Source organism: Bartonella koehlerae C-29, assembly GCF_000706625.1.
Lineage (GTDB): Bacteria > Pseudomonadota > Alphaproteobacteria > Rhizobiales > Rhizobiaceae > Bartonella > Bartonella koehlerae.
The window spans coordinates 1,107,623-1,127,212 of record NZ_KL407334.1 but is presented as its reverse complement, the minus strand read 5'-3'; the positions used below and the strand labels follow the sequence as shown (position 1 = coordinate 1,127,212).

Sequence of the window (19,590 nt, the reverse complement as noted above, 5' to 3'; positions counted from 1 at the left end):
AAAGTTGAGATAAGTGCTCTTATAACATTTTTTGCACCAATATCTCCTTGTTTAACATGTTATAATTGTTACAATCACTATTTGAGTTGAATTATGAAATTATGCATCCTAAGATATGCTATTTATTCCTGAACTTTTTCCTGCAAAACTTATCCGTAGTTATAAACGTTTTCTTTCTGATGTTAAACGAGAAGATCAACATACTTTCAACATATCGGTTCCCAATACAGGATCAATGCTTGGATTAACAACTCCAAATTCTAATATTTGGCTTTCATATAACAATAATCCCAAACGAAAATACGCATATCAATTAGAAATTATAGAAATAAATAATACCTTAGTTGGAATCAATACAACTTTATCAAACAAACTTGCATTAGAAGCAATTCAAAATAGTTTACTACCAGAATTAAACGAATACAAAACAATCTTGAAAGAACAACGTTATGGCACACAATCACGAATTGACTTTCTTCTGCGTGATGACATCCTACCTGACTGTTATCTAGAAGTTAAAAACGTTCATTTTATTCGGCAAAAAGGACTAGTAAAATTTCCTGATACTGAGGCAAAACGTGGTACACGTCATCTTGAAGAGCTTATAAAAATCGTGCAACAAGGAAAATGAGCTATTATGCTTTATGTGATTCAACGGGAAGATTGCTCAACTTTTACAATCTGCCGTGATCTTGATCCAACCTATGGACGTAAATTTGATTTAGCATTAGAATCAGGGGTGGAATTTTATGCTATAAAATGTCACGTAAGTGTAGAAGGTATTTTTCCAATTCAGCAAGTAAAAATAGAAAACAGAAAATGATTGATTATATTGAATATCACAAAATACCCTTAAAATTTAACGGACAAATCCGCATTTTTGATGACTACGCTTTTGATAAAATGCGGAAAGTCGGTTGTATTGCTGCGGAATGTCTCGATGCACTTGCAGATATTATTAAGCCTGGTATCACTACGCAAGAAATTGATGATTTTGTTTTTACTTTTGGTGCTGAGCGAAGAGCATTCCCTGCTGATCTAAATTATCATGGATATGGGCACTCATGCTGTACATCTATCAACCATGTTGTGTGTCATGGTATCCCCAATAAAAGACCCTTGCAAGAAGGCGATATTGTAAATGTTGATGTAACCTTTATTCTAGATGGTTGGCATGGCGATTCAAGCCGCATGTATCCTGTTGGAAAAATCAGACGTGCTGCAGAACGCTTGCTAAAGATAACCTATGAAAGTCTTATGAGAGGAATTGCTGTAGTCAAACCCGGAGCAACCACAGGTGATATTGGTGCAACAATTCAGCGCTATGCAGAGTCCGAACGCTGTTCAATTGTGAGAGACTTTTGTGGACATGGAATCGGTCAACTTTTTCATGATGCTCCGAATATTCTGCATTATGGAAACCCTGGAGAAGGAATAGAACTCAAACAAGGTATGATGTTTACAATTGAACCGATGATTAATCTTGGTAAACCACAAGTGAAGATTTTATCTGATGGCTGGACTGCCGTTACACGTGATAGATCTCTTACTGCACAGTACGAACATACAATTGGTGTAACAAATGAAGGGTGTGAAATATTTACACAATCTCCTAAAAATATTTTTTATATTCCAAATTCATATGTCTAAATAAATGTAGAAATGTTATGGCTAAAAAGTTAAGTAAAAAGGGAAATAGTCAAAGTAATCATTTTGCATTAACCAAAAGTTTCCCACTTGATCCAATACCAGAAAAAAAAAGTGAAAAAATTCAGAAAAATTCACAGATTTATAAAGATTACCAGGGGCATCGTGAACGTCTCCGGAGACGTTATTTAAAATCAAAAGGAAATGCAATTGAAGATTATGAATACCTTGAATTATTGCTTTTTCGCACGATACCCCGAGCAAATACGAAACCAATAGCTAAAAGCTTAATAGCACATTTTGGCTCATTAGCCGATGTGTTGGGCGCTGATATTCATAGGCTTCAAGAAGTTCAAGGATGTGGTCCTGCAACTGCACTCGACTTAAAAATTATTTCAGATGTTGCAGGACGTCTTGCCCGTGCGCAATTATTAAAACGTGATATTTTTTCATCATGGGACAAAGTATTAGCTTATTGTAAAGCTGTCATGGCGCATGAAACACGAGAACAATTTCGTGTATTGTTTCTTGATAAGAAAAATGGTTTGCTCGCTGATGAAGTGCAACAAACTGGAACTATCGACCACACCCCTGTCTATCCTCGTGAAGTAATTTCTCGAGCTTTGCAATTGTCTGCATCAGGACTTATTTTAGTTCATAATCACCCCTCCGGCGATGCAACACCTTCTAAAGCGGATATAACAATGACGTATAGATTAAAAGATGCGGCAAATGCATTAGGAATTACTGTTCATGACCACCTTATTATAGCACGCAATAACTACACGAGCTTTAAAGAATTAAAGTTCATATGAATATCTTTAGATAAAGAAAAAATTCATAAAATTATTCATAATAAATTAATTTTCTAAATCAATATCTAATATGGCCATCGAGAAATTATAGGACAACTCATTCTCATCTTCATCTCGATAGATAACACCTAAAAATTCATCCCCGATATAAACCTCACAAGAATCATCCTTTTTAGGCCGAGCTCTCACCTGTAATGCTGAATTTTGGAATGTGTTTTTTAAATAACTATCAAGTTTTTTTATTTCATCAGCATTCACTCTGTTCTCCTGTCTTTCTTAGATATTAATTTAATTCTTTATAAGCAAATAAGATATTCCTAAGATTCTGTAAAGATAGTAAAAAATCCTAGTCTTAATCTTCGGTTTGGCTTATACTCAAAACACAATTATTTTCAATTTTTGTTTAATATCCTTTTAAAAGAGTTTATCGTTGTTAAATATACTCCTACAGATTACAAAAGTAAAAAAAACGGGTAGAGAAAAACGTAAATTTTTAATAATTTTTACTTTATCCTCAATTTCAGTATCTGCGTTTACAAGCATATTGAGGCAAAACATCGATCACCTAGTGTATTTTTTTTCCTTTTTACACAAAACAGAGCTTCATTAAACAAAAGCACTCTCTTTTTTACAACTATTTTGTTTACCATAAGATCTTGTTGTATAATTAAAAAATAATTTTCTTTAACTATTTTCAGTAAGGTACTAAATTTAATATATAAAATAAAGAAATCATTCTTATAACAAATGAATTTTCCAGAATTTTTATTGCTATTTCCTTTACCGTTGCATAAAAATCCCTCTCCTCACAATAAGATAGATACTTTGACCCCTATTGTTACCTTATATAAGATCATGGGAGTAAATGATATTTCGGGCTCTAAACTGTCAATGATTCTCATACGATAGGATAGCGAGAAAGAAAGTCGATAACGCCTCTTTTATAGATCTTATCTCCCACAGCCAGCATATGATCTCGTCCAGGAATGGGCAGTGTTTCTCCAAGTGGCAACAAGGCTGCTAATGGCTCTGCTTTACCAGCAATTTCATCTAATGAACCAACAGCTACAAGTGCAGGTTGCTTAATTTTATAAACCTCAGCTGCTGTTAACTCTTGCTTTGATGTGATAATACACGCAGCAAGAGCTCGTCTATCGCTTTTGGTTCGGTCTGCAAATTTACGAAAAATCAAACCACGTGGATTAGTAATAGTAGAAATATCTTCTGCTAAAAGAGCCTCCACAACAGGTTCCCAATTCCCTGCTCCTGTTACCATACCAATGCCTAAGCCACCAAAAATAACGCTGTGTACATATGTTGGATACAAGAGAGCCATAAATGCGCTAATTCGAGCTCCCATAGAATATCCCATGACATGCGCTTTAGATAATTCTAAATGCTGCAACAATCGCATCGCATCGCCAGCCATAGCTTGAGGTGTATAAAAAGAAGAATCGTAACTTTTAACAGAATCTCCATGTCCACGGTTATCAAGGGCAATAACACGATATCCTGCTTCAGTAAGAGTACGAAACCAACCCGTTGCATACCAATTCACACGTGCAGAAGACCCAAAACCATGAATCAACAAAATAGGTGTACCCTGCCCTTCTTCTCTATAAGCAAATCGTAAACCATCATATTCAAAAAAACGAATATTCTCTCCTGTCATTTTTTCTCACTGTCACATTTGCCACAAATAGCAGGATGAATAACACGTTGTCCCTTCTCTATTTGTTTTTCAGAAACTTCACCAGCATTAACTTCAAGTGCAAAAGTTGCAGGCGCTCCCGATGAAATAATATCTGTTAAAAATGGAGAAGTTTTTTCGACAATTGATACGATAATCCCCTCATCGTTTAAGAAAATCATATCTAAAGGTAAAGATGTATTTGCCATCCACATAAACAACTGCTGCTTATCCTTTAACTCCCTACTTCCTTGTTGTCTAAAGAGCATTGCACGATCACGTGGAAAATCCGTGCGGTACATTAACCCAGCTGCCGCTTGGGACGGTGTAAAAGCAATCTCTACCTTGTAAGAAATTGTCCCCTGCTTTGTTTGTATCTCTAAAGGAATCGAATTAACAGGAAGTTCTAAAGGCTTTTTTGCTATAGCTAAACTTACTGCTAATAGAAAAGACACTGGCAATAGAATGGTAAGCCATCTTTTTAAAAAATTTAACATTTTTATCTTCTCACTCAACAAATCTTTAGCTTTTTCATATAAAATAAAAAGCATCAAAATCTAAAAAATAAGACATTTATCTTTTTATCGCTCTCAATAGACTATGAACAACCGGACTCTTTTGATTGATAGTTTCATGAATATGCCCCCTCTCACACATACTCGCTTTAGCGCTATTTACGCTTACATACATAACCCTCTCTCAAAAAAAATATATATATAATGTGGATTCAATAGTGAAACTCAATGCGTAGCAAACGGAATCCCTACATCCGGATAAATTTCCGCTGTCATCAAACCTTTTTCCCCTTTACCAAAACGTACAAGAACGACTTGACCAGAACGAAGCTCTGCTAAACCAAAACGGCGCAACGTTTCCATGTGAACAAAAATATCTTCTGTTCCCTGTCCACGGCTAAGAAAACCGAATCCTTTATCGCGATTAAACCACTTAACAATTGCGCGCTCTAAACCACTTTCTGGAGTAACAACGACATGCGTTCGGGCTGGAACTTCTGCTGGATGAATCGCTGATGAACAATCTATAGATTTCACCTGAACGCACTTTAATCCTCTTTCAGTTTTTTCTACAGCACAAACAACTTTAGCACCCTCCAAAGCTGTTTGAAAGCCATCTCTGCGCATCACCGTAACGTGCAGTAATATATCGGGATAATTAGGTAAATCAGGCACAATAAATCCATACCCTTTACTCCCATCAAACCACTTAATGACACCACTGATTTCAATAATCTCACCACAAGCACCTATACTGTCTTCAGACAGGGAACAACCCTTTAATGCATCCTTACTCGCCATAATAAAACGTGATCCTGTAGGTAAATTACACGACATTGATTCTTCATGTGTAAGTAAACATTGCGATTGTATCAACACGCAAGCCCCAAGATTAAGATTTCCCCATATTGTCGTATTTTCTATGTTAACATTAACCCATAAATCCAAAAAATGTTTGATCATATGCTTAACGTATCTTAAGAGACATCTTTCACTAAAGAGAGATCATACAAAAGGTTTTTCGAACAATGATATTTTCATTAATGTGTAACTTGCATGATGCAGAAGTTCACGATAAAGTGTAAAAACTACAACTAAAGGAAGTTGCCCAATGCAATTGAGGAAAATTCTTGCTATAGTCACGGCTGTCATGACACTTACAGTAAATGTTTATGCGAATGAAACCATTAAAATTGGTGTTTACCTTCCGTTAAGTGGTCAAAATGCATTTGGAGGTCAGCTTGAAATTAGAGGTATAGAATTGGCACACAAAAAAATCCCAGAAATATTGGGACGTAAGGTAGAACTTATTGTTGTTGATAATAAATCTGATAAAGTAGAAGCTGCGAATGCTGTTATGCGCCTAATCGCGAGTGATAAAGTAAACGGAATCATCGGGAGTTATGGCTCTTCACTCTCATTGGCTGGTGGAGAAATATCCGAAAAAGAGAAAACTCCAGCTATTGCAACCTCTTCAACAAGTCCGCTGGTTACACAAGGCAAGAAGTATTACTTTCGCGCTTGCTTCGTTGATTCCTACCAAGGCATAGGAGTTGCAACTTACGCAATTCAAACTTTACATGCAAAAAAAGCTGCTATACTCAAAGATATATCAAGTGATTACGCCATTGGTCTTGCCAGTTATTTTACGCATTCTTTTAAAAAACTAGGTGGTGAGATTATCTCAAATTTAAACTATAATTCTGGAGATCAGGATTTTTCAGCTGTTCTTACACAGATTATAGCACAAAATCCCGATATCTTATTTATTCCGTCCTATTTCTCTGAGGGTGCCATCATCATGAAACAAGCGCGTGAATTAGGTGCGAAGTTCCGAATTATGGGTGGAGATGCTATGGATAATCCAGAAACTATTACAATTGCGGGAAAGGCTGCAGAAGGCTTTTTACATACAACACTCCCTTATAGCGAGAATATGCCAAATATGTCAGAAGCTGCAAAAGAATTCACAAAAGAATGGAAAGCAGCTTATCCTGACAAACAACCAAATATCAATTCCGTTTTGGGGTACACAAGTTATATGATGTTTATGAAAGCTATTGAAAATGCTGGCAGTGCTGATCGTGAAAAAATCACTATAGAACTTAGCAAATTAAAAGACTTTCAAACACCCTTTGGTGATATGTCTATGGATGAAAACCATAATCCTACAATTCCTATCGGTGTTATTGAAATAAAGGATGGAAAACGTGTCTATTTAAATGAAGTCAAACCTGCTTTTTAAAAAAATCAGAAAATCTTACTAAATCAAAATACGAAAATCGGTTGATGATTGTTGTTCAATCAAATCGTTTTTTGGTTGCTTCTTTCATTATATATGAATTAACAAATGCGGAAGGATAAGAGATGAGCACTGAAATGTTCATCCAGTATTTTTTTAATGCCCTTGCATTGGGGGCCCTTTATGGGCTTATAGCTATTGGTTACACCATGGTCTATGGTATTCTAAGACTCATTAACTTTGCTCATGGTGATATCTTTATGCTGGGGGCATATTTCGTTTTCTTTTCCACAATCAGCTTTATGCCTGCTTGGGCTGCTGTTGTTCTTATATTATTGGCTCTTTTCATTTATTATTCAGTATTTATAGGGTTTAAAAAACGCCCTAAATTCTATTGGGTTGCTGCTTTTTTTGCTTTAATTTTAACGTTCATTTATTATTTTAAAATTGCCCCACAAGATTTTACACCGATTTGGATCTTAGCTCTCTGTTTTTCAATTTTCATCACAAGTGCAGTGGGTATTACTATTGATCAGTTTGCCTATAAACCTCTGCGTCATGCCCCACGTATTTCAGCACTCATTGGCGCAATAGGAGTTTCCTTTTTTATTGAAAATCTTGCTACCGTAATCTTTAGTGGTGTACCAAAGGGTGTAAAACAGCCAGATTTTCTTGTAACACCATTCTTATGGCATTTAGAATCAGGGAAAAATGGAATTATTAGAATTGCTCCCATGTCTCTAATCGTTCCCATTGTTTCATTTATTCTTATTGTGTTATTGCTATGGATTATCCATAAAACAAAACCTGGTCTTGCTATGCGTGCAATTTCTCACGATATTGAAACAACTCGTTTGATGGGTGTTTCTGTCAATAAAGTCATTGCACTCACCTTCGGGGTAGGCTCAGCGCTTGCTGCTATTGCCGGCATCATGTGGGCTTTACGCTATCCTCAAGTTCAACCTTATATGGGAATTCTTCCCGGACTCAAAGCATTTATAGCAGCCGTTATTGGAGGTATTGGATCAATTCCAGGAGCAATGTTGGGTGGGTTGTTACTAGGATTTATTGAAATTATGATTGTTGCATTCTTTCCTGCTCTATCCGGGTATAGAGATGCTTTTGCCTTTATTTTATTAATTCTGATTTTATTAGTAATGCCCACTGGTTTAATGGGCAAAAAAAGTCAGGAGAAAATCTAATGGCAAAATCAGCTTCAACTTTTTTATCGTGTATCAGTATTCTTGTTCTTATCGGTTCTTTATTTTACGCTGATAATCATTTTAATGATTACACACTTCGTGTCATCAATCTTATTGCTATTAATGCGATATTGGCAATTTCGCTTAATTTGATTTACGGTTTTACAGGAATGTTTTCTCTTGGACATGCTGGATTCATGGCTATTGGCGCTTATGTATGCGCAATTTTACTTCTTTCTCCTGAACAAAAAGAAATGATGTGGATTCTCGAACCTATAGCTGAGCCATTGCATGATCTGCAGTTACCTTTTTTTGTAACTGTTGTTGTAAGTGGTCTGTGTGCTGCAGTTGTAGGTTTATTGATTGCTCTTCCTATCTTGCGTCTTGGTGGAGATTATCTTGGAATTGCAACGTTAGGTTTTGCAGAAATTATTCGCATTGTTATTACAAACGCGACCTTCGTAACAAATGGTTCTTTAGGAATCAAAGGAATACCTCAAAATGCGACATTATGGTGGAATTATAGTTGGTTAGCATTTACGGTTACCTTCATTATTCTCTTATTGCGAAGCAATACTGGTAATGTACTACGCGCTATTCGTGATGATGAAATCGCTGCGAAAACAATGGGGATTAACGCTTTTTTCTACCGTAGCTTTTCCTTTACTGTAGGTGCATTCTTTGCAGGTGTCGGAGGAGCATTAATGGCCGCTCTTATTTCAACAATTGATCCCAAAATGTTCAACTTCCTTCTAACTTTTAATATTTTAATGATTGTTGTTGCTGGTGGTCTTGGTTCAATTACAGGCAGCGTTATTGGCAGCATTATTATTACGGTCATGCTTGAGTGGCTTCGCATTATTGAAAGTCCATTTGACTTAGGTTTTATACATATTCCAGAGACACCAGGACTCCGGATGGTTATTTTTTCTCTTTTATTGCTTGTCATTATCTTATTTTGGAGAAAAGGTTTATTGGGACAAAGTGAATTCTCATGGAATGGGATTTATAGCTTTTTGACACGTAAAAAGCTCTCTAATACTGAGGGAAAGCTATGAATGACACTATTCTTTCTCTCAATGATATCGTAATGCGTTTTGGCGGATTGGTTGCTGTCAATAATGTTAATATGGCAATCAAGCGAGGAACAATTACTGGATTAATTGGTCCCAATGGTGCTGGAAAAACAACCATTTTTAATATGATTTCCGGATTTTATGCCCCCACAAGTGGAATCATTCTTTTTGATGAGAAAAAAGTTTCTGGAGCTCCTCCTTATATTATCTGTAGATACCATATTGCACGAACATTCCAAAATATTCGCCTTTTTTCAGAGTTAACAGTCTTGCAAAATGTTATGGTGGGGGCTCATGTTCGGCAAAAGCATCCATGGTTTTCTTCAGCTTTGTTTTTTCCAAAAGCAATGAAAGAGAAAAGAGAAGTTTATAAAAATGCGATGGAACTTCTTGAACAGCTGCAACTTGATCACCTTGCCAATCAATCTGCAACGACTCTGCCCTATGGTGTACAACGACGTTTAGAAATTGCACGTGCTCTAGCAACAAAGCCAAAATTACTTCTTCTTGATGAACCTGTTGCCGGTATGAATCCACAAGAAAGTGAAGATCTTAGAAAATTCATAGCAAAAGTGCAAAAAGACTTTGATCTTACAATTCTACTTATCGAACACGATATGAAAGTTGTCATGGGGCTTTGCCAATATATTTTGGTAATGGAGCATGGTTGTTGCATTGCCAATGGCACACCAGATGAAATTCGTAACAACCCTAAAGTTATTGAAGCTTATCTTGGCGGAGATGTTTATGGATATTCTTAAAATCAAAAATCTTCACGTTCATTATGGCGCCATTAAAGCTATCCAAAATCTTTCTATGTCTATAAAAAAAGGAAGTATAGTCACTTTAATAGGTGCCAATGGAGCAGGAAAAAGCAGCATTGTACGTTCTATTACAGGACTTAATAGATCTGTTTATGGAAAAATTACCTATAAAGGCGAATCAATTATTAAAAAGTCACCAGAAAAAATTTTGCGATTAGGTATTGCTCTCAGTCCTGAAGGACGGCGCATTATGCCTCATCTCACCGTTTTAGAAAATCTCCATCTAGGCGCTTATATTCGCCATGATAAGTCAGGAATTTCTCGTGATATCGAATGGATATTTGATCTCTTCCCGCGCCTGCGTGAAAGAGCAAAGCAATTAGGAGGAACAATGTCAGGTGGTGAACAACAAATGCTTGCTGTAGGCCGTGCACTCATGAGTAATCCTGACATGGTAATATTAGATGAACCCTCACTGGGGTTAGCACCGCTTCTTATTCGGGAAATTTTTTCGATTATCCGAAAAATTAATGATATGGGAAAAACTGTTCTTCTTATTGAACAAAATGCATTTGCTGCGCTTTCCATTGCGGACTATGCTTATATTCTGGAAGTTGGGCATATTTTGTTTCATGGTGAAGGAAAAGCTATGCTTTCTGATCCCCGTGTTAAAGAAGCGTATCTTGGCGGATGAAAATTACGTACAATGGTTAAGAATCGAGAGCTTATCCTCTTGCATAAACGTTTTTCTATATTAAGAAAGATATCTTGTGGTTTTCAATTTTCATGCACCCTTTCTAAAGTCTGAAATGGATTTTATTTTATTTTTTTTAATAACTTTTAAATCTGTCGAAGAACGGAACATGATTGCAAAATATCATAATACTCTTTAGTGAACAAAAGTTCTTCATCACTTTTTTATTTATAAAAGGAAACCCTTATATTCTTCTAATGTATGTGTAGCAAAACAAGCATTTATAGCGTATTTCATAATCTTTTGTGATTGCTCGTTCTTCTAAAACTAACTGAGAATTGGTTTTCTTGCTCAATAATAGCTTTTCTAATGCATTCTAATTCAATTTCAGGAACAGTATGAGTTACTAATTTCAAGTTCAAGTAATTTAAACGAAAACTTTTTTCATAAAAAAACTGAGCTTTTTTATTATTATGTCCACCACTTTTCAGCGCTAAACATTCCGGCTGCTTGTTCTATAATGTGAGCTATCTGAAAAATGACTTCTTCAGCAAAAGGCTTACCAATCAATTGCAATCCTAACGGTAAACCATTTGATGAGAGACCAGAAGGAACAGAAATTCCTGGTAAACCAGCCATATTAACCGGCACAGTAAAAATATCATTAAGATACATTGCCACAGTATCATTTTTTATTTTTTCATCAGCAATACCAAAAGCTGGTGTTGGTGTTGCTGGTGTGAGAATAGCATCAACCTCAGAAGAAAAACATTGATCAAAATCACGCTTTACTAATGTTCTTATTTTCTGAGCTTTAAGATAATAGGAATCATAATAGCCTGATGAAAGAACATAAGTGCCGATCAAAATACGTCGTTTTACTTCCTTACCAAAACCAACTGAGCGGGTATTTTCATACATTTCAATAACGTCTTTTCCCGGTATACGAAGACCAAAACGAACACCATCATAACGCGCCAGATTAGAAGACGCCTCTGCAGGAGCCACAATGTAATAAGCAGGCAAAGCGTATTTTGTATGGGGTAATGAAATATTTTTGATTTCAGCCCCTGCTTCTTTTAGCCAATTTATTCCTTTTTGCCAAAGTTCAACAATTTCAGGTGACATTCCCTCAAGGTAATATTCTTTCGGAATACCAATTTTTATTCCTTTTATGGATTGACCAATATAACTTTCATAATCAGGCACTGGTAAATTAACCGAAGTAGAATCTTTTTCATCAAAAGAAGCCATTGATTTAAGTAAAATAGCACAATCTCGAACATTTCGCCCTATAGGTCCCGCTTGATCAAGTGATGAGGCAAAAGCGATGGTTCCCCACCGTGAACAACGTCCATAAGTTGGTTTTATCCCTACAGTACCAGTAAATGCTGCTGGCTGACGTATTGAGCCACCTGTATCTGTCGCGGTTGCACCCATACAGAGCCCTGCTGCAACAGCGGCCGCAGAACCACCTGAAGAACCACCTGGTACTAGTTTTTCATTAGAGTCTTTTTTTCGCCATGGACTAATAACTGGACCATAATATGACGTTTCATTAGAAGATCCCATAGCAAACTCATCCATATTAAGCTTCCCTAACATAATGGCTCCATCTCTCCATAAATTAGCAGTCACTGTTGATTCATAGTGCGGTTTAAAACCATTAAGAATATAGGAACAGGCTTGTGTATGAACATCTTGTGTCGCAAAAAGATCCTTAATTCCCAATGGAATTCCTTCTAAAATTCCTCCCTGTCCTTTAGCCAAACAGCTGTCTGATTTAGCAGCCATTTTCATTGCTTGTTCTGCTGTTATTGCCACATAAGCATTCAAGATTGGATTGGCTAATTCAATTGCCTTTAAATAAGCTTCTGTTAATTCAGTTGCTTTAAGCTCTCTTTTTGTTAAAGCATCACGGGCTTGTGCAATTGTGAGGGTTGTTAAATCAGTCATATTGGTTCTCAAATTTTTAAAATATAAAAAGTTATTCGACGACTTTTGAGACAAGAAAAAAATTTTCTTCTGTAACAGGTGCATTTGCTACAATATCTGCTGCTTTATCACCATCTGTAACACGATCTTCACGCATTCGTAAGGTCATTGGTATCACTGATGTTAATGGTTTAACTCCACTGACATCAACTTTATTCAATTGTTCCACAAAATCTAAAATGATATTGAGTTCTTTTGTCATAGGTTCTACTTCATCGTCATGAAGAGCAATGCGTGCTAAATGTGATACCCGCTTGACTGTTTCCTGATCAACAGACATACTACGCCTTTCTGCTTTTTTATTTTGATATTCATTTATTCATATTCTGGCTATACAAGGCTGCGTTTGCAAGCGCAAGAATATTTGATAACCCAAATAAACGAATATAAGTATAAATCTAAAACAATAAAGAACTTAAATTGTAAAGCATATGGCCGTTATTAATATAAATGAAGTTATGATACATCTTTTGCCCGGTCAAATAGTAGCAGGGTTGGATTTGGGCACGAAAACTATTGGAATTGCGGTTTCTGATAGAAGGCTGATTTTTTCAAATCCGCGTTCTGTACTCCAACGAAAAAAATTTACGGTAGATGCTCAAACCCTTATACAAATCTTTGACCGTGAAAATGTAGGCGTTGTTATTATTGGGTTACCTCTTAATATGAATGGAAGCAGCGGACCTCGTGCTCAAGCAACGAGGACTTTTGTCAAAAATATGGAAGTATATACAGAAATTCCTTTTGTTTTTTGGGACGAACGCTTATCGACGATTGCTGCAGAACGCTCTCTTCTCGAAATGGATATGTCACGCACTAAAAGAACAACTCGGATTGATTCTGCTGCTGCTGCATTCATATTGCAAGGTGCTCTTAATAGAATCCACAACTTTCATCATATGGAAGGATAAAGAACACTTAACAAAAGTCCTGCATTATATCGTGCAATCAACATACCATAGGAAGCTCTCCATTGTCCCCCAAGACGGCTTTCCATATAAGCACTTGCAACATGCTCTATATCTGTAGATTGTAACGCTGCAGCGGCAGCTGCATATGCCACTTGTTCAACAAAAAATCTCCCTGCTCCTTCATTTGCCGATGCCATTTCTCCAGCAGATTTAATAATCTCAATTGTTCTTGGCCCTGCTGGGCCGATATCAAGAGCAATTTTTTCTAATAATTTCTGAAATAATCCCGGTGCTTTTTCAGCTATGAGAATTGCATCTTTTACCAATTGATTAGCAGAAGTATTTCTCACAATCCGCGCAGGCCCATTACACAACATTTGTGATAGTGGATTATCCTCTATAAAACTTTCAATGCCAAGCTGGGCAATAATTTCACCAATAATAGGAACAACTAATTGGCTCACATGATAAGCAATAATAGGAGTCATAATTCGTGCAAAAGCTGCTTCAGAACGGTCATTTGCAGCATTGTCAAATGCTCGCGCTAAACGCAAAACTAATGCTTGTGCGGCAGCAATATCAAGTGCAATATCTGCAAAAATACGTTCTGTTAATGGAGACAAAGGCTGGTTTGGCATCTTTTGCCGAAAGAAATCTATAGCAAATTGAAGAGCAGCCCGCAGAACACCTGCCGATATGACAGATTGATCAAAACGCATCATCGTTTCAATATCCTTCATGACCTTAATGCCCTCTCCAGCATTCCCCAAAAGCCAACCGCAACTGCCTTGAAAATCAACAATACCTTCTGGTGTTGAAGTTTCTCCGGAACGCTTCACTAAATGACGAATCGATATAGACCCATTTAATGCACCATTTTCCTGCATGCGTGGAACTAAAAAGCAGCTCAAATGACCATCTAACTCTGCACTAACAAGATATCCATCAACTATAGGATTAATAACATTGGTTTTTACAACATTTAAACGATAGAGATCACGCCCCATTTTTTCATCAAAAGAATTTTTTTTAACACTTGGAAAATTGAAAGAGTATTTTTCGTGTTTTTCAAAATCATCAAAAGCACAAGTCAATGAAGCTGCTTTTTTACTATTAACAGGCTTGAATGACAAATCATATTGACGTGATAAAAGTACATTTTGCCATTTTTTAAAGAGTTCAACATCACTAATTAAAACTGCAATAGCAGCGCTTGTAATAATAACTTCATTTAAATGCCCCGTTTCTAGACTGGCAGATAAAGCTAAGCGGATAGCACGCGCTTGATAGCGTATTCCATTTTCTGAACTGGTGTTTTCCCAAAGTGAAGTGACCAAACCAGCTTGTCTGGAATATTGTTGAAGAGCTTTGTAAGAAGAGTGTATCTCTAATTTTTCTGTTGGCTTTCCCCATTCGTCGTTATAGCGCAACATTGGCCGATAACGATTCGCCAAAGAGGCAAGCTCCCATGCTTTACGACTAGCTACAAAATCTCCTATTTCTTCAAAACTTGCTAACAAAAATGTAGGCAAAGTGGACGCGATGCGAAACATCAGCGTATCACTGAGAAATGCATTTTTTCGGCGGGAGTTTTGCGCAAATACAGCACTCATAGGCATATTCCTATTATTCAAATCATTCATATCATAGACTATTTGTCTTTTTGCAGTTAAAAAATATTTATCATATTCAAACAAATGCTTGTTTAATCTTTTTAAAGAGAGATAGAAAAGAATGCTATGACTCAAAATATTTTTTTTCCCCTTTTCCCCCACCAACATCTGTTAGCTATTAAAGATCTAAGTGTACAAGACCTTACCATATTGCTTGATCGAGCAAATGCAAATGTTCCCTTCTTAAAAAAAAGTGATAAAAAACAATCTACATTGCATGGGCGTACGCAAATTAATCTTTTCTTTGAGGCTTCCACACGAACACAATCTTCGTTTGAATTGGCTGGCAAACGGTTAGGGGCAGACGTGATGAGTATGGCTATTGGCAATTCATCTGTAAAAAAAGGAGAAACATTGATTGATACAGCTACAACCCTCAATGCGATGAAGCCAGATATATTGGTTATTCGCCATAGTTGTGCCGGAACAGCTGCTTTGTTAGCGAAAAAAGTTGACTGTTGTGTCATTAATGCAGGTGACGGTGCACATGAACATCCAACACAGGCTTTATTAGATGCTCTAACCATTAAGAGAACAAAAGGTCGTATTGAAGGGTTAACTGTTGCAATTTGTGGTGATATCTTGCATTCACGTGTCGCACGTTCCAATATCCTCAGTCTCAACGCCTTGGGAGCATGTGTTCGTGTTGTTGCTCCTTCAACACTTTTGCCAGCAAGTATCGCAGATATGAGTGTTGAAGTTTATAACACCATGAAAGAAGGTCTTAAAGGTGCTGATGTTATCATGATGCTGCGTTTACAACAAGAACGTATGACAGGTTCCTTTATTCCTTCCATTCGTGAATATTTTTATTATTTCGGCTTACATAAAGAGAATTTAACTTACGCTAAAAGCGATTGTATTATTCTACATCCTGGCCCAATAAACCGTGGTGTAGAAATCGCATCTGATATAGCAGATGGACCACGAAGCATGATTCATACACAAGTCGAAATGGGTATTGCTGTACGTATGGCTGTCATGGAAGCTTTATTAGATTCACGCCTTAAGGCAAGTGGAGAAAAAAAATGACAAAGCCAATTGTTTTTCAAAACGCTCGTATTATCGATCCTTCTCGTACAATCGATGAAATTGGTTCCGTTATTGTTGAAAATGGACTGATTACAGCCGCTGGAAAAGAAGCCCTTAATCAGGGAATTCCCGAAGAGGCAGAAATTATTAATGCACAAAATAAAGCAATTCTCCCTGGACTTGTTGATGCACGCGTTTTTGTTGGAGAACCAGGAAATGAAAATCGGGAAACTTTTGATTCAGCAAGCCAATCTGCAGCAGCAGGAGGCATTACTTCCTTTCTTATGATGCCAAATACACATCCAGTCATTGATAATGTAGCGCTTATTAAATTTATTATGCGTACAACACAGGAAGTTTCATCAATTAATATTTATCCCGTTGCTGCCATTACTCAAGGTTTCAACGGACAGGAAATAACCGAATTTGGCTTGCTAAAAGATGCAGGAGCAGTTGCCTTTAGTGAAGGAAAAAAAACACTTCAAAATTCGTCTGTTATGCGGCGTGCAATGACTTATGCACGCGACTTCAATGTTCCATTGATGCACGAAACACAAGACAAAGATCTTACAGGACAAGGCGTTATGAACGAAGGTCTTCTAGCCAGTTGGCTTGGACTTTCTGGAATACCCCGCGAAGCAGAAGTTATCCCACTCGAAAGAGATTTGCGCTTAGCAGTATTAACCCAAACACGTTATCATGCAGCACAAATATCAACAGCACTGTCTGCTGACGCACTTCGTTTAAGCAAGCAACGAAGTGAAAAGATTTCAGCCGGTGTATCCATTAATCACTTATCTTTTAATGAAAATGACATTGGTGAATATCGCACCTCTTTTCGCCTGATACCTCCATTGCGTACAGAAGAAGATCGTATAGCAATGATTGAAGCAATAAAAGATGGAACAGTGGATATTATCGTTTCTTCTCATGATCCTCAAAGTCTTGATAGAAAATATCTACCATTTAGTAAGGCAGCCGTAGGTGCCATCGGCATGGAAACTTTATTGAGTGCAGCTTTACGCCTTTATCATAACGGAACCATCTCTCTTCTCCGATTAACTGAACTTTTGTCAACAACACCTGCAAAACTCTTTGATCTCAATGCAGGAACACTTAGAAAAGGTGCTCATGCAGACCTTATTTTGGTTGATCTTGATGAACCATGGGTAGTTTCTACAGAGAAGTTGTATTCACGTTCAAAAAATACACCTTTTGAGAAGGCGCACTTCCAAGGACGTGTCCTCCAAACCTTTGTTAAAGGACAATCAATTTTTAAACTTGATCAATAAACTTCATGGGAGTTTTTAATGAATGAAGGTGAAACACTTTTTCAATTTATTACATGGTTTATCTTTCTGATATCTTATCTCATTGGATCTATCCCTTTTGGTTTGCTTTTTACAAAATTAGCCAAACTTGGTGATATAAGAACAATTGGTTCCGGAAATATTGGAGCTACAAACGTTTTACGAACAGGAAATAAAAAAATTGCTGCCCTTACACTTCTTTGTGACATATTAAAAGGCAGTCTTGTTATTCTTGTTATAAAATTTTTAACTAATCCGATAGAAAATAATATCATTATTTCTTTAGCGGGTTTTTCTGCGTTTTTAGGACATCTTTTTCCCGTATGGCTTAAATTTAAAGGTGGTAAGGGTGTTGCTACTTATTTAGGTGTATGCTTAGGATTCTATTGGCCAGCAGCAATTGCTTTCATCACTGCGTGGATAGTGTTTTTTTTCATTACGCGTTATTCTTCATTATCCGCAATCATTGCTGTTATTATTACTCCAATATTTGTTTATTTTTCCTACCCTTATCTCTATGTTCATTGTATATTAGTGACTATGAGCCTATTAGTGATGATAAAACATTATGCAAATATCAGCAGATTGTTAGTTGGGAAAGAAAGCAAAATTGGGACGCAAAACGGGGGCAAATAAAGGAATTCTACTCACTGATCGTCAACGTCTAAACTGGTTACGATTGTTGCGGAGCGCAAATATTGGAGCAGTGAGTTTTCGCAACCTCATTGATCATTATAAAACAGCAGAAAACGCTTTAGCGGCACTTCCTGAGCTTAGTAGAAAGGGGGGTCTTTCTACATCTATCCGAATAGCAACATTAGAAGAGGCGGAAAAAGAAATGCAAGAAGCCGAAAGATTAGGTATTCGGTTTGTTGGTATAGGAGAACCTGATTATCCAAGATTTCTTAAGGTTACAGAAGCATCACCGCCGCTTATTGCTATAAAAGGCAATGTATCAGTTTTTGAGAAACCTTCTGTTGGAATTGTGGGATCTCGAAATGCTTCTGCATCTGGCAAGAAACTGGCTGCTCAATTTGCTCATTTTCTTGGAAACGCCGGTTTTGCAATTATTTCTGGATTAGCGCGTGGAATTGATAGCATTGCACATCAAGCAAGTCTACAAACGGGCACAGTTGCAGTAATGGCCAGTGGAATTGATCACATCTATCCTCCTGAAAACAAAAAACTGCACGAAGATATTATCACAAACGGTGGAGCAATTATCAGTGAAATGCCCATTGGATGGAAACCACGGGCTATCGATTTTCCAAGAAGAAATCGTATTATTGCAGGTCTCTCACTTGGATTGCTGGTTGTAGAGGCAGCACTGCGGTCAGGATCCCTTATTACTGCGCGTCAAGCTGCCGAAATGGGACGATTGACTTTTGCCATTCCCGGTTCTCCACTTGATCCAAGATCCGTTGGTACAAACAACCTCCTCAAGGATGGTGCCTTGCTAACCACACACCCCTCTGATATTATAGAAACACTTACACCATTAATCCCAACGCCCACAAATCTCCAACTTAACTTCTTTGAAGAAACACCCTCTTTGCAACTTGAAAAAGGCTGTTTTAATTCACCTGATGAAAAAAACAGCACCCCTTCTTGCGTTGTAGGCAAAGAAGAACGGCGTGCTGTTCTCTCTGCCCTCTCAACAACACCCATTGATTTAGACACACTGAGTACCCATTCAGGTGTTCCCCTCTCAAATCTCTACCTTCTATTGATTGAACTCGAACTTGCTGGAAAGCTTATTCGACACTCTGGTGGTTATGTGTCATTGTCGAATTTTGATCTTCTCCAAGAGCCTCCGCACTATTAATAATACTTTGTCCTTCTTTAGCAGCCATATCCAAAAGCAATGCTAAAAGAGGACTTCGCGCCTGACGTGCCATCTGGTTCATCTGTTTTGACATATCTGTAATATATTGGATAATTTTTAAATGATTTATAAACATAATCTTCTATCCTTGAGTATTCTCCTCACCTCTCAATAGACGTTATCTTAAGTATTGCGTCTT

At 37.1% G+C, this 19,590-nt stretch carries 20 protein-coding genes and 1 pseudogene; 13 read left to right on the top strand and 8 right to left on the bottom strand.

Annotation, left to right across the window (positions count from 1 at the left end; translation table 11 throughout):
• Nucleotides 1-115 precede the first annotated feature (115 nt).
• The 3 genes and pseudogenes from sfsA (at nucleotide 116) to radC (ending at nucleotide 2,462) form a co-directional block, all read left to right on the top strand.
• Nucleotides 116-823, top strand: a pseudogene (sfsA, locus tag O9A_RS04745) (DNA/RNA nuclease SfsA).
• Entirely contained in the window at nucleotides 820-1,650 is an 831-nt protein-coding gene (gene map, locus O9A_RS04740) for a type I methionyl aminopeptidase (RefSeq protein WP_034459293.1), read from the top strand. The pseudogene sfsA and the gene map overlap by 4 nt, the downstream one beginning before the upstream one ends.
• A 17-nt stretch (nucleotides 1,651-1,667) precedes the next feature.
• Nucleotides 1,668-2,462, top strand: coding sequence for a RadC family protein (gene radC / locus O9A_RS04735; RefSeq protein WP_034459290.1), 795 nt, complete (start codon nucleotides 1,668-1,670; stop codon nucleotides 2,460-2,462).
• Nucleotides 2,463-2,507: 45 nt separating this feature from the next.
• Here the strand turns inward: radC and O9A_RS04730 are convergent, their stop codons facing one another.
• The 4 genes from O9A_RS04730 to O9A_RS04715 all read right to left on the bottom strand — a co-directional run bounded on the left by O9A_RS04730 (nucleotide 2,508) and on the right by O9A_RS04715 (nucleotide 5,468).
• Nucleotides 2,508-2,720, bottom strand: coding sequence for a DUF3126 family protein (locus O9A_RS04730; RefSeq protein ID WP_034459287.1), 213 nt, complete (start codon nucleotides 2,718-2,720; stop codon nucleotides 2,508-2,510).
• A 640-nt stretch (nucleotides 2,721-3,360) separates the two neighbouring features.
• A complete protein-coding gene (locus tag O9A_RS04725) occupies nucleotides 3,361-4,134 on the bottom strand; it encodes an alpha/beta fold hydrolase (protein WP_034459283.1) in 774 nt (257 codons plus the stop codon).
• Nucleotides 4,131-4,649, bottom strand: a complete 519-nt coding sequence (locus O9A_RS04720; RefSeq protein WP_034460235.1) for a DUF192 domain-containing protein — start codon at nucleotides 4,647-4,649, stop codon at nucleotides 4,131-4,133. The genes O9A_RS04725 and O9A_RS04720 overlap by 4 nt, the downstream gene beginning before the upstream one ends.
• Before the next feature lie 243 nt (nucleotides 4,650-4,892).
• On the bottom strand, nucleotides 4,893-5,468 hold the full coding sequence (locus tag O9A_RS04715) for a cold-shock protein (RefSeq protein WP_034460234.1): 576 nt from the start codon (nucleotides 5,466-5,468) through the stop codon (nucleotides 4,893-4,895).
• 310 nt (nucleotides 5,469-5,778) lie between these two features.
• Between O9A_RS04715 and O9A_RS04710 the strand changes: the two genes are divergently transcribed.
• From O9A_RS04710 to O9A_RS04690, 5 genes are all read left to right on the top strand, one after another.
• Entirely contained in the window at nucleotides 5,779-6,912 is a 1,134-nt protein-coding gene (locus O9A_RS04710; RefSeq protein WP_034459280.1) for an ABC transporter substrate-binding protein, read from the top strand.
• Nucleotides 6,913-7,034: 122 nt separating this feature from the next.
• A complete protein-coding gene (locus tag O9A_RS04705) occupies nucleotides 7,035-8,111 on the top strand; it encodes a branched-chain amino acid ABC transporter permease (RefSeq protein WP_034459277.1) in 1,077 nt (358 codons plus the stop codon).
• Entirely contained in the window at nucleotides 8,111-9,169 is a 1,059-nt protein-coding gene (locus tag O9A_RS04700) for a branched-chain amino acid ABC transporter permease (RefSeq protein WP_034459272.1), read from the top strand. Before O9A_RS04705 ends, O9A_RS04700 begins: the two co-directional genes overlap by 1 nt.
• Complete coding sequence (locus tag O9A_RS04695) at nucleotides 9,166-9,948, top strand: ABC transporter ATP-binding protein (RefSeq protein WP_034459269.1); 783 nt, start codon at nucleotides 9,166-9,168, stop codon at nucleotides 9,946-9,948. Before O9A_RS04700 ends, O9A_RS04695 begins: the two co-directional genes overlap by 4 nt.
• Nucleotides 9,935-10,645, top strand: coding sequence for an ABC transporter ATP-binding protein (locus tag O9A_RS04690; protein ID WP_034459266.1), 711 nt, complete (start codon nucleotides 9,935-9,937; stop codon nucleotides 10,643-10,645). Before O9A_RS04695 ends, O9A_RS04690 begins: the two co-directional genes overlap by 14 nt.
• A gap of 471 nt (nucleotides 10,646-11,116) precedes the next feature.
• Here O9A_RS04690 and gatA read toward each other — a convergent pair whose 3' ends face one another.
• Complete coding sequence (gatA, locus tag O9A_RS04685) at nucleotides 11,117-12,601, bottom strand: Asp-tRNA(Asn)/Glu-tRNA(Gln) amidotransferase subunit GatA (protein WP_034459263.1); 1,485 nt, start codon at nucleotides 12,599-12,601, stop codon at nucleotides 11,117-11,119.
• A 31-nt stretch (nucleotides 12,602-12,632) separates the two neighbouring features.
• Nucleotides 12,633-12,920, bottom strand: coding sequence for an Asp-tRNA(Asn)/Glu-tRNA(Gln) amidotransferase subunit GatC (gene gatC / locus O9A_RS04680; RefSeq protein WP_034459262.1), 288 nt, complete (start codon nucleotides 12,918-12,920; stop codon nucleotides 12,633-12,635).
• Between the two features lie 151 nt (nucleotides 12,921-13,071).
• Here gatC and ruvX point away from each other — a divergent pair, with 151 nt between their 5' ends.
• Nucleotides 13,072-13,551 carry a Holliday junction resolvase RuvX gene (gene ruvX / locus O9A_RS04675; protein ID WP_034459260.1) on the top strand — a complete coding sequence of 160 codons (480 nt, stop codon included), beginning with the start codon at nucleotides 13,072-13,074 and terminating at the stop codon, nucleotides 13,549-13,551.
• Here the strand turns inward: ruvX and O9A_RS04670 are convergent.
• Nucleotides 13,536-15,164: an acyl-CoA dehydrogenase family protein gene (locus O9A_RS04670; protein ID WP_034460218.1), complete on the bottom strand. Its 1,629-nt coding sequence runs from the start codon at nucleotides 15,162-15,164 to the stop codon at nucleotides 13,536-13,538. The genes ruvX and O9A_RS04670 overlap by 16 nt on opposite strands.
• Nucleotides 15,165-15,290: 126 nt before the next feature.
• Between O9A_RS04670 and O9A_RS04665 the strand changes: the two genes are divergently transcribed.
• The 4 genes from O9A_RS04665 to dprA are packed head-to-tail and all read left to right on the top strand — an operon-like array spanning nucleotide 15,291 to nucleotide 19,391.
• Entirely contained in the window at nucleotides 15,291-16,256 is a 966-nt protein-coding gene (locus tag O9A_RS04665; protein ID WP_034459257.1) for an aspartate carbamoyltransferase catalytic subunit, read from the top strand.
• Complete coding sequence (locus O9A_RS04660) at nucleotides 16,253-17,548, top strand: dihydroorotase (protein WP_034459255.1); 1,296 nt, start codon at nucleotides 16,253-16,255, stop codon at nucleotides 17,546-17,548. Before O9A_RS04665 ends, O9A_RS04660 begins: the two co-directional genes overlap by 4 nt.
• Before the next feature lie 18 nt (nucleotides 17,549-17,566).
• Nucleotides 17,567-18,202: a glycerol-3-phosphate 1-O-acyltransferase PlsY gene (plsY, locus tag O9A_RS04655; protein ID WP_034459253.1), complete on the top strand. Its 636-nt coding sequence runs from the start codon at nucleotides 17,567-17,569 to the stop codon at nucleotides 18,200-18,202.
• On the top strand, nucleotides 18,177-19,391 hold the full coding sequence (gene dprA / locus O9A_RS04650; protein ID WP_154656372.1) for a DNA-processing protein DprA: 1,215 nt from the start codon (nucleotides 18,177-18,179) through the stop codon (nucleotides 19,389-19,391). The genes plsY and dprA overlap by 26 nt, the downstream gene beginning before the upstream one ends.
• On the opposite strand, the gene O9A_RS07720 is transcribed toward dprA, so the two are convergent.
• A complete protein-coding gene (locus tag O9A_RS07720; protein WP_075320684.1) occupies nucleotides 19,321-19,527 on the bottom strand; it encodes a hypothetical protein in 207 nt (68 codons plus the stop codon). The two genes, dprA and O9A_RS07720, sit on opposite strands and share 71 nt — an antisense overlap.
• Nucleotides 19,528-19,590 lie beyond the last annotated feature (63 nt).

Excerpts from the sequence above, each read along its gene's own strand:
- gatC (WP_034459262.1), bottom strand. The coding sequence starts at position 12,920 with ATGTCTGTTGATCAGGAAACAGTCAAGCGGGTATCACATTTAGCACGC.
- O9A_RS04665 (WP_034459257.1), top strand. The coding sequence starts at position 15,291 with ATGACTCAAAATATTTTTTTTCCCCTTTTCCCCCACCAACATCTGTTA.
- O9A_RS04660 (WP_034459255.1), top strand. The coding sequence starts at position 16,253 with ATGACAAAGCCAATTGTTTTTCAAAACGCTCGTATTATCGATCCTTCT.
- O9A_RS04695 (WP_034459269.1), top strand. The coding sequence starts at position 9,166 with ATGAATGACACTATTCTTTCTCTCAATGATATCGTAATGCGTTTTGGC.
- O9A_RS04725 (WP_034459283.1), bottom strand. The coding sequence starts at position 4,134 with ATGACAGGAGAGAATATTCGTTTTTTTGAATATGATGGTTTACGATTT.
- O9A_RS04720 (WP_034460235.1), bottom strand. The coding sequence starts at position 4,649 with ATGTTAAATTTTTTAAAAAGATGGCTTACCATTCTATTGCCAGTGTCT.
- O9A_RS04700 (WP_034459272.1), top strand. The coding sequence starts at position 8,111 with ATGGCAAAATCAGCTTCAACTTTTTTATCGTGTATCAGTATTCTTGTT.
- ruvX (WP_034459260.1), top strand. The coding sequence starts at position 13,072 with ATGGCCGTTATTAATATAAATGAAGTTATGATACATCTTTTGCCCGGT.
- O9A_RS04715 (WP_034460234.1), bottom strand. The coding sequence starts at position 5,468 with ATGGCGAGTAAGGATGCATTAAAGGGTTGTTCCCTGTCTGAAGACAGT.
- radC (WP_034459290.1), top strand. The coding sequence starts at position 1,668 with ATGGCTAAAAAGTTAAGTAAAAAGGGAAATAGTCAAAGTAATCATTTT.
- O9A_RS04705 (WP_034459277.1), top strand. The coding sequence starts at position 7,035 with ATGAGCACTGAAATGTTCATCCAGTATTTTTTTAATGCCCTTGCATTG.
- O9A_RS04670 (WP_034460218.1), bottom strand. The coding sequence starts at position 15,164 with ATGAGTGCTGTATTTGCGCAAAACTCCCGCCGAAAAAATGCATTTCTC.
- gatA (WP_034459263.1), bottom strand. The coding sequence starts at position 12,601 with ATGACTGATTTAACAACCCTCACAATTGCACAAGCCCGTGATGCTTTA.
- map (WP_034459293.1), top strand. The coding sequence starts at position 820 with ATGATTGATTATATTGAATATCACAAAATACCCTTAAAATTTAACGGA.
- plsY (WP_034459253.1), top strand. The coding sequence starts at position 17,567 with ATGAATGAAGGTGAAACACTTTTTCAATTTATTACATGGTTTATCTTT.
- O9A_RS07720 (WP_075320684.1), bottom strand. The coding sequence starts at position 19,527 with ATGTTTATAAATCATTTAAAAATTATCCAATATATTACAGATATGTCA.
- O9A_RS04710 (WP_034459280.1), top strand. The coding sequence starts at position 5,779 with ATGCAATTGAGGAAAATTCTTGCTATAGTCACGGCTGTCATGACACTT.
- O9A_RS04690 (WP_034459266.1), top strand. The coding sequence starts at position 9,935 with ATGGATATTCTTAAAATCAAAAATCTTCACGTTCATTATGGCGCCATT.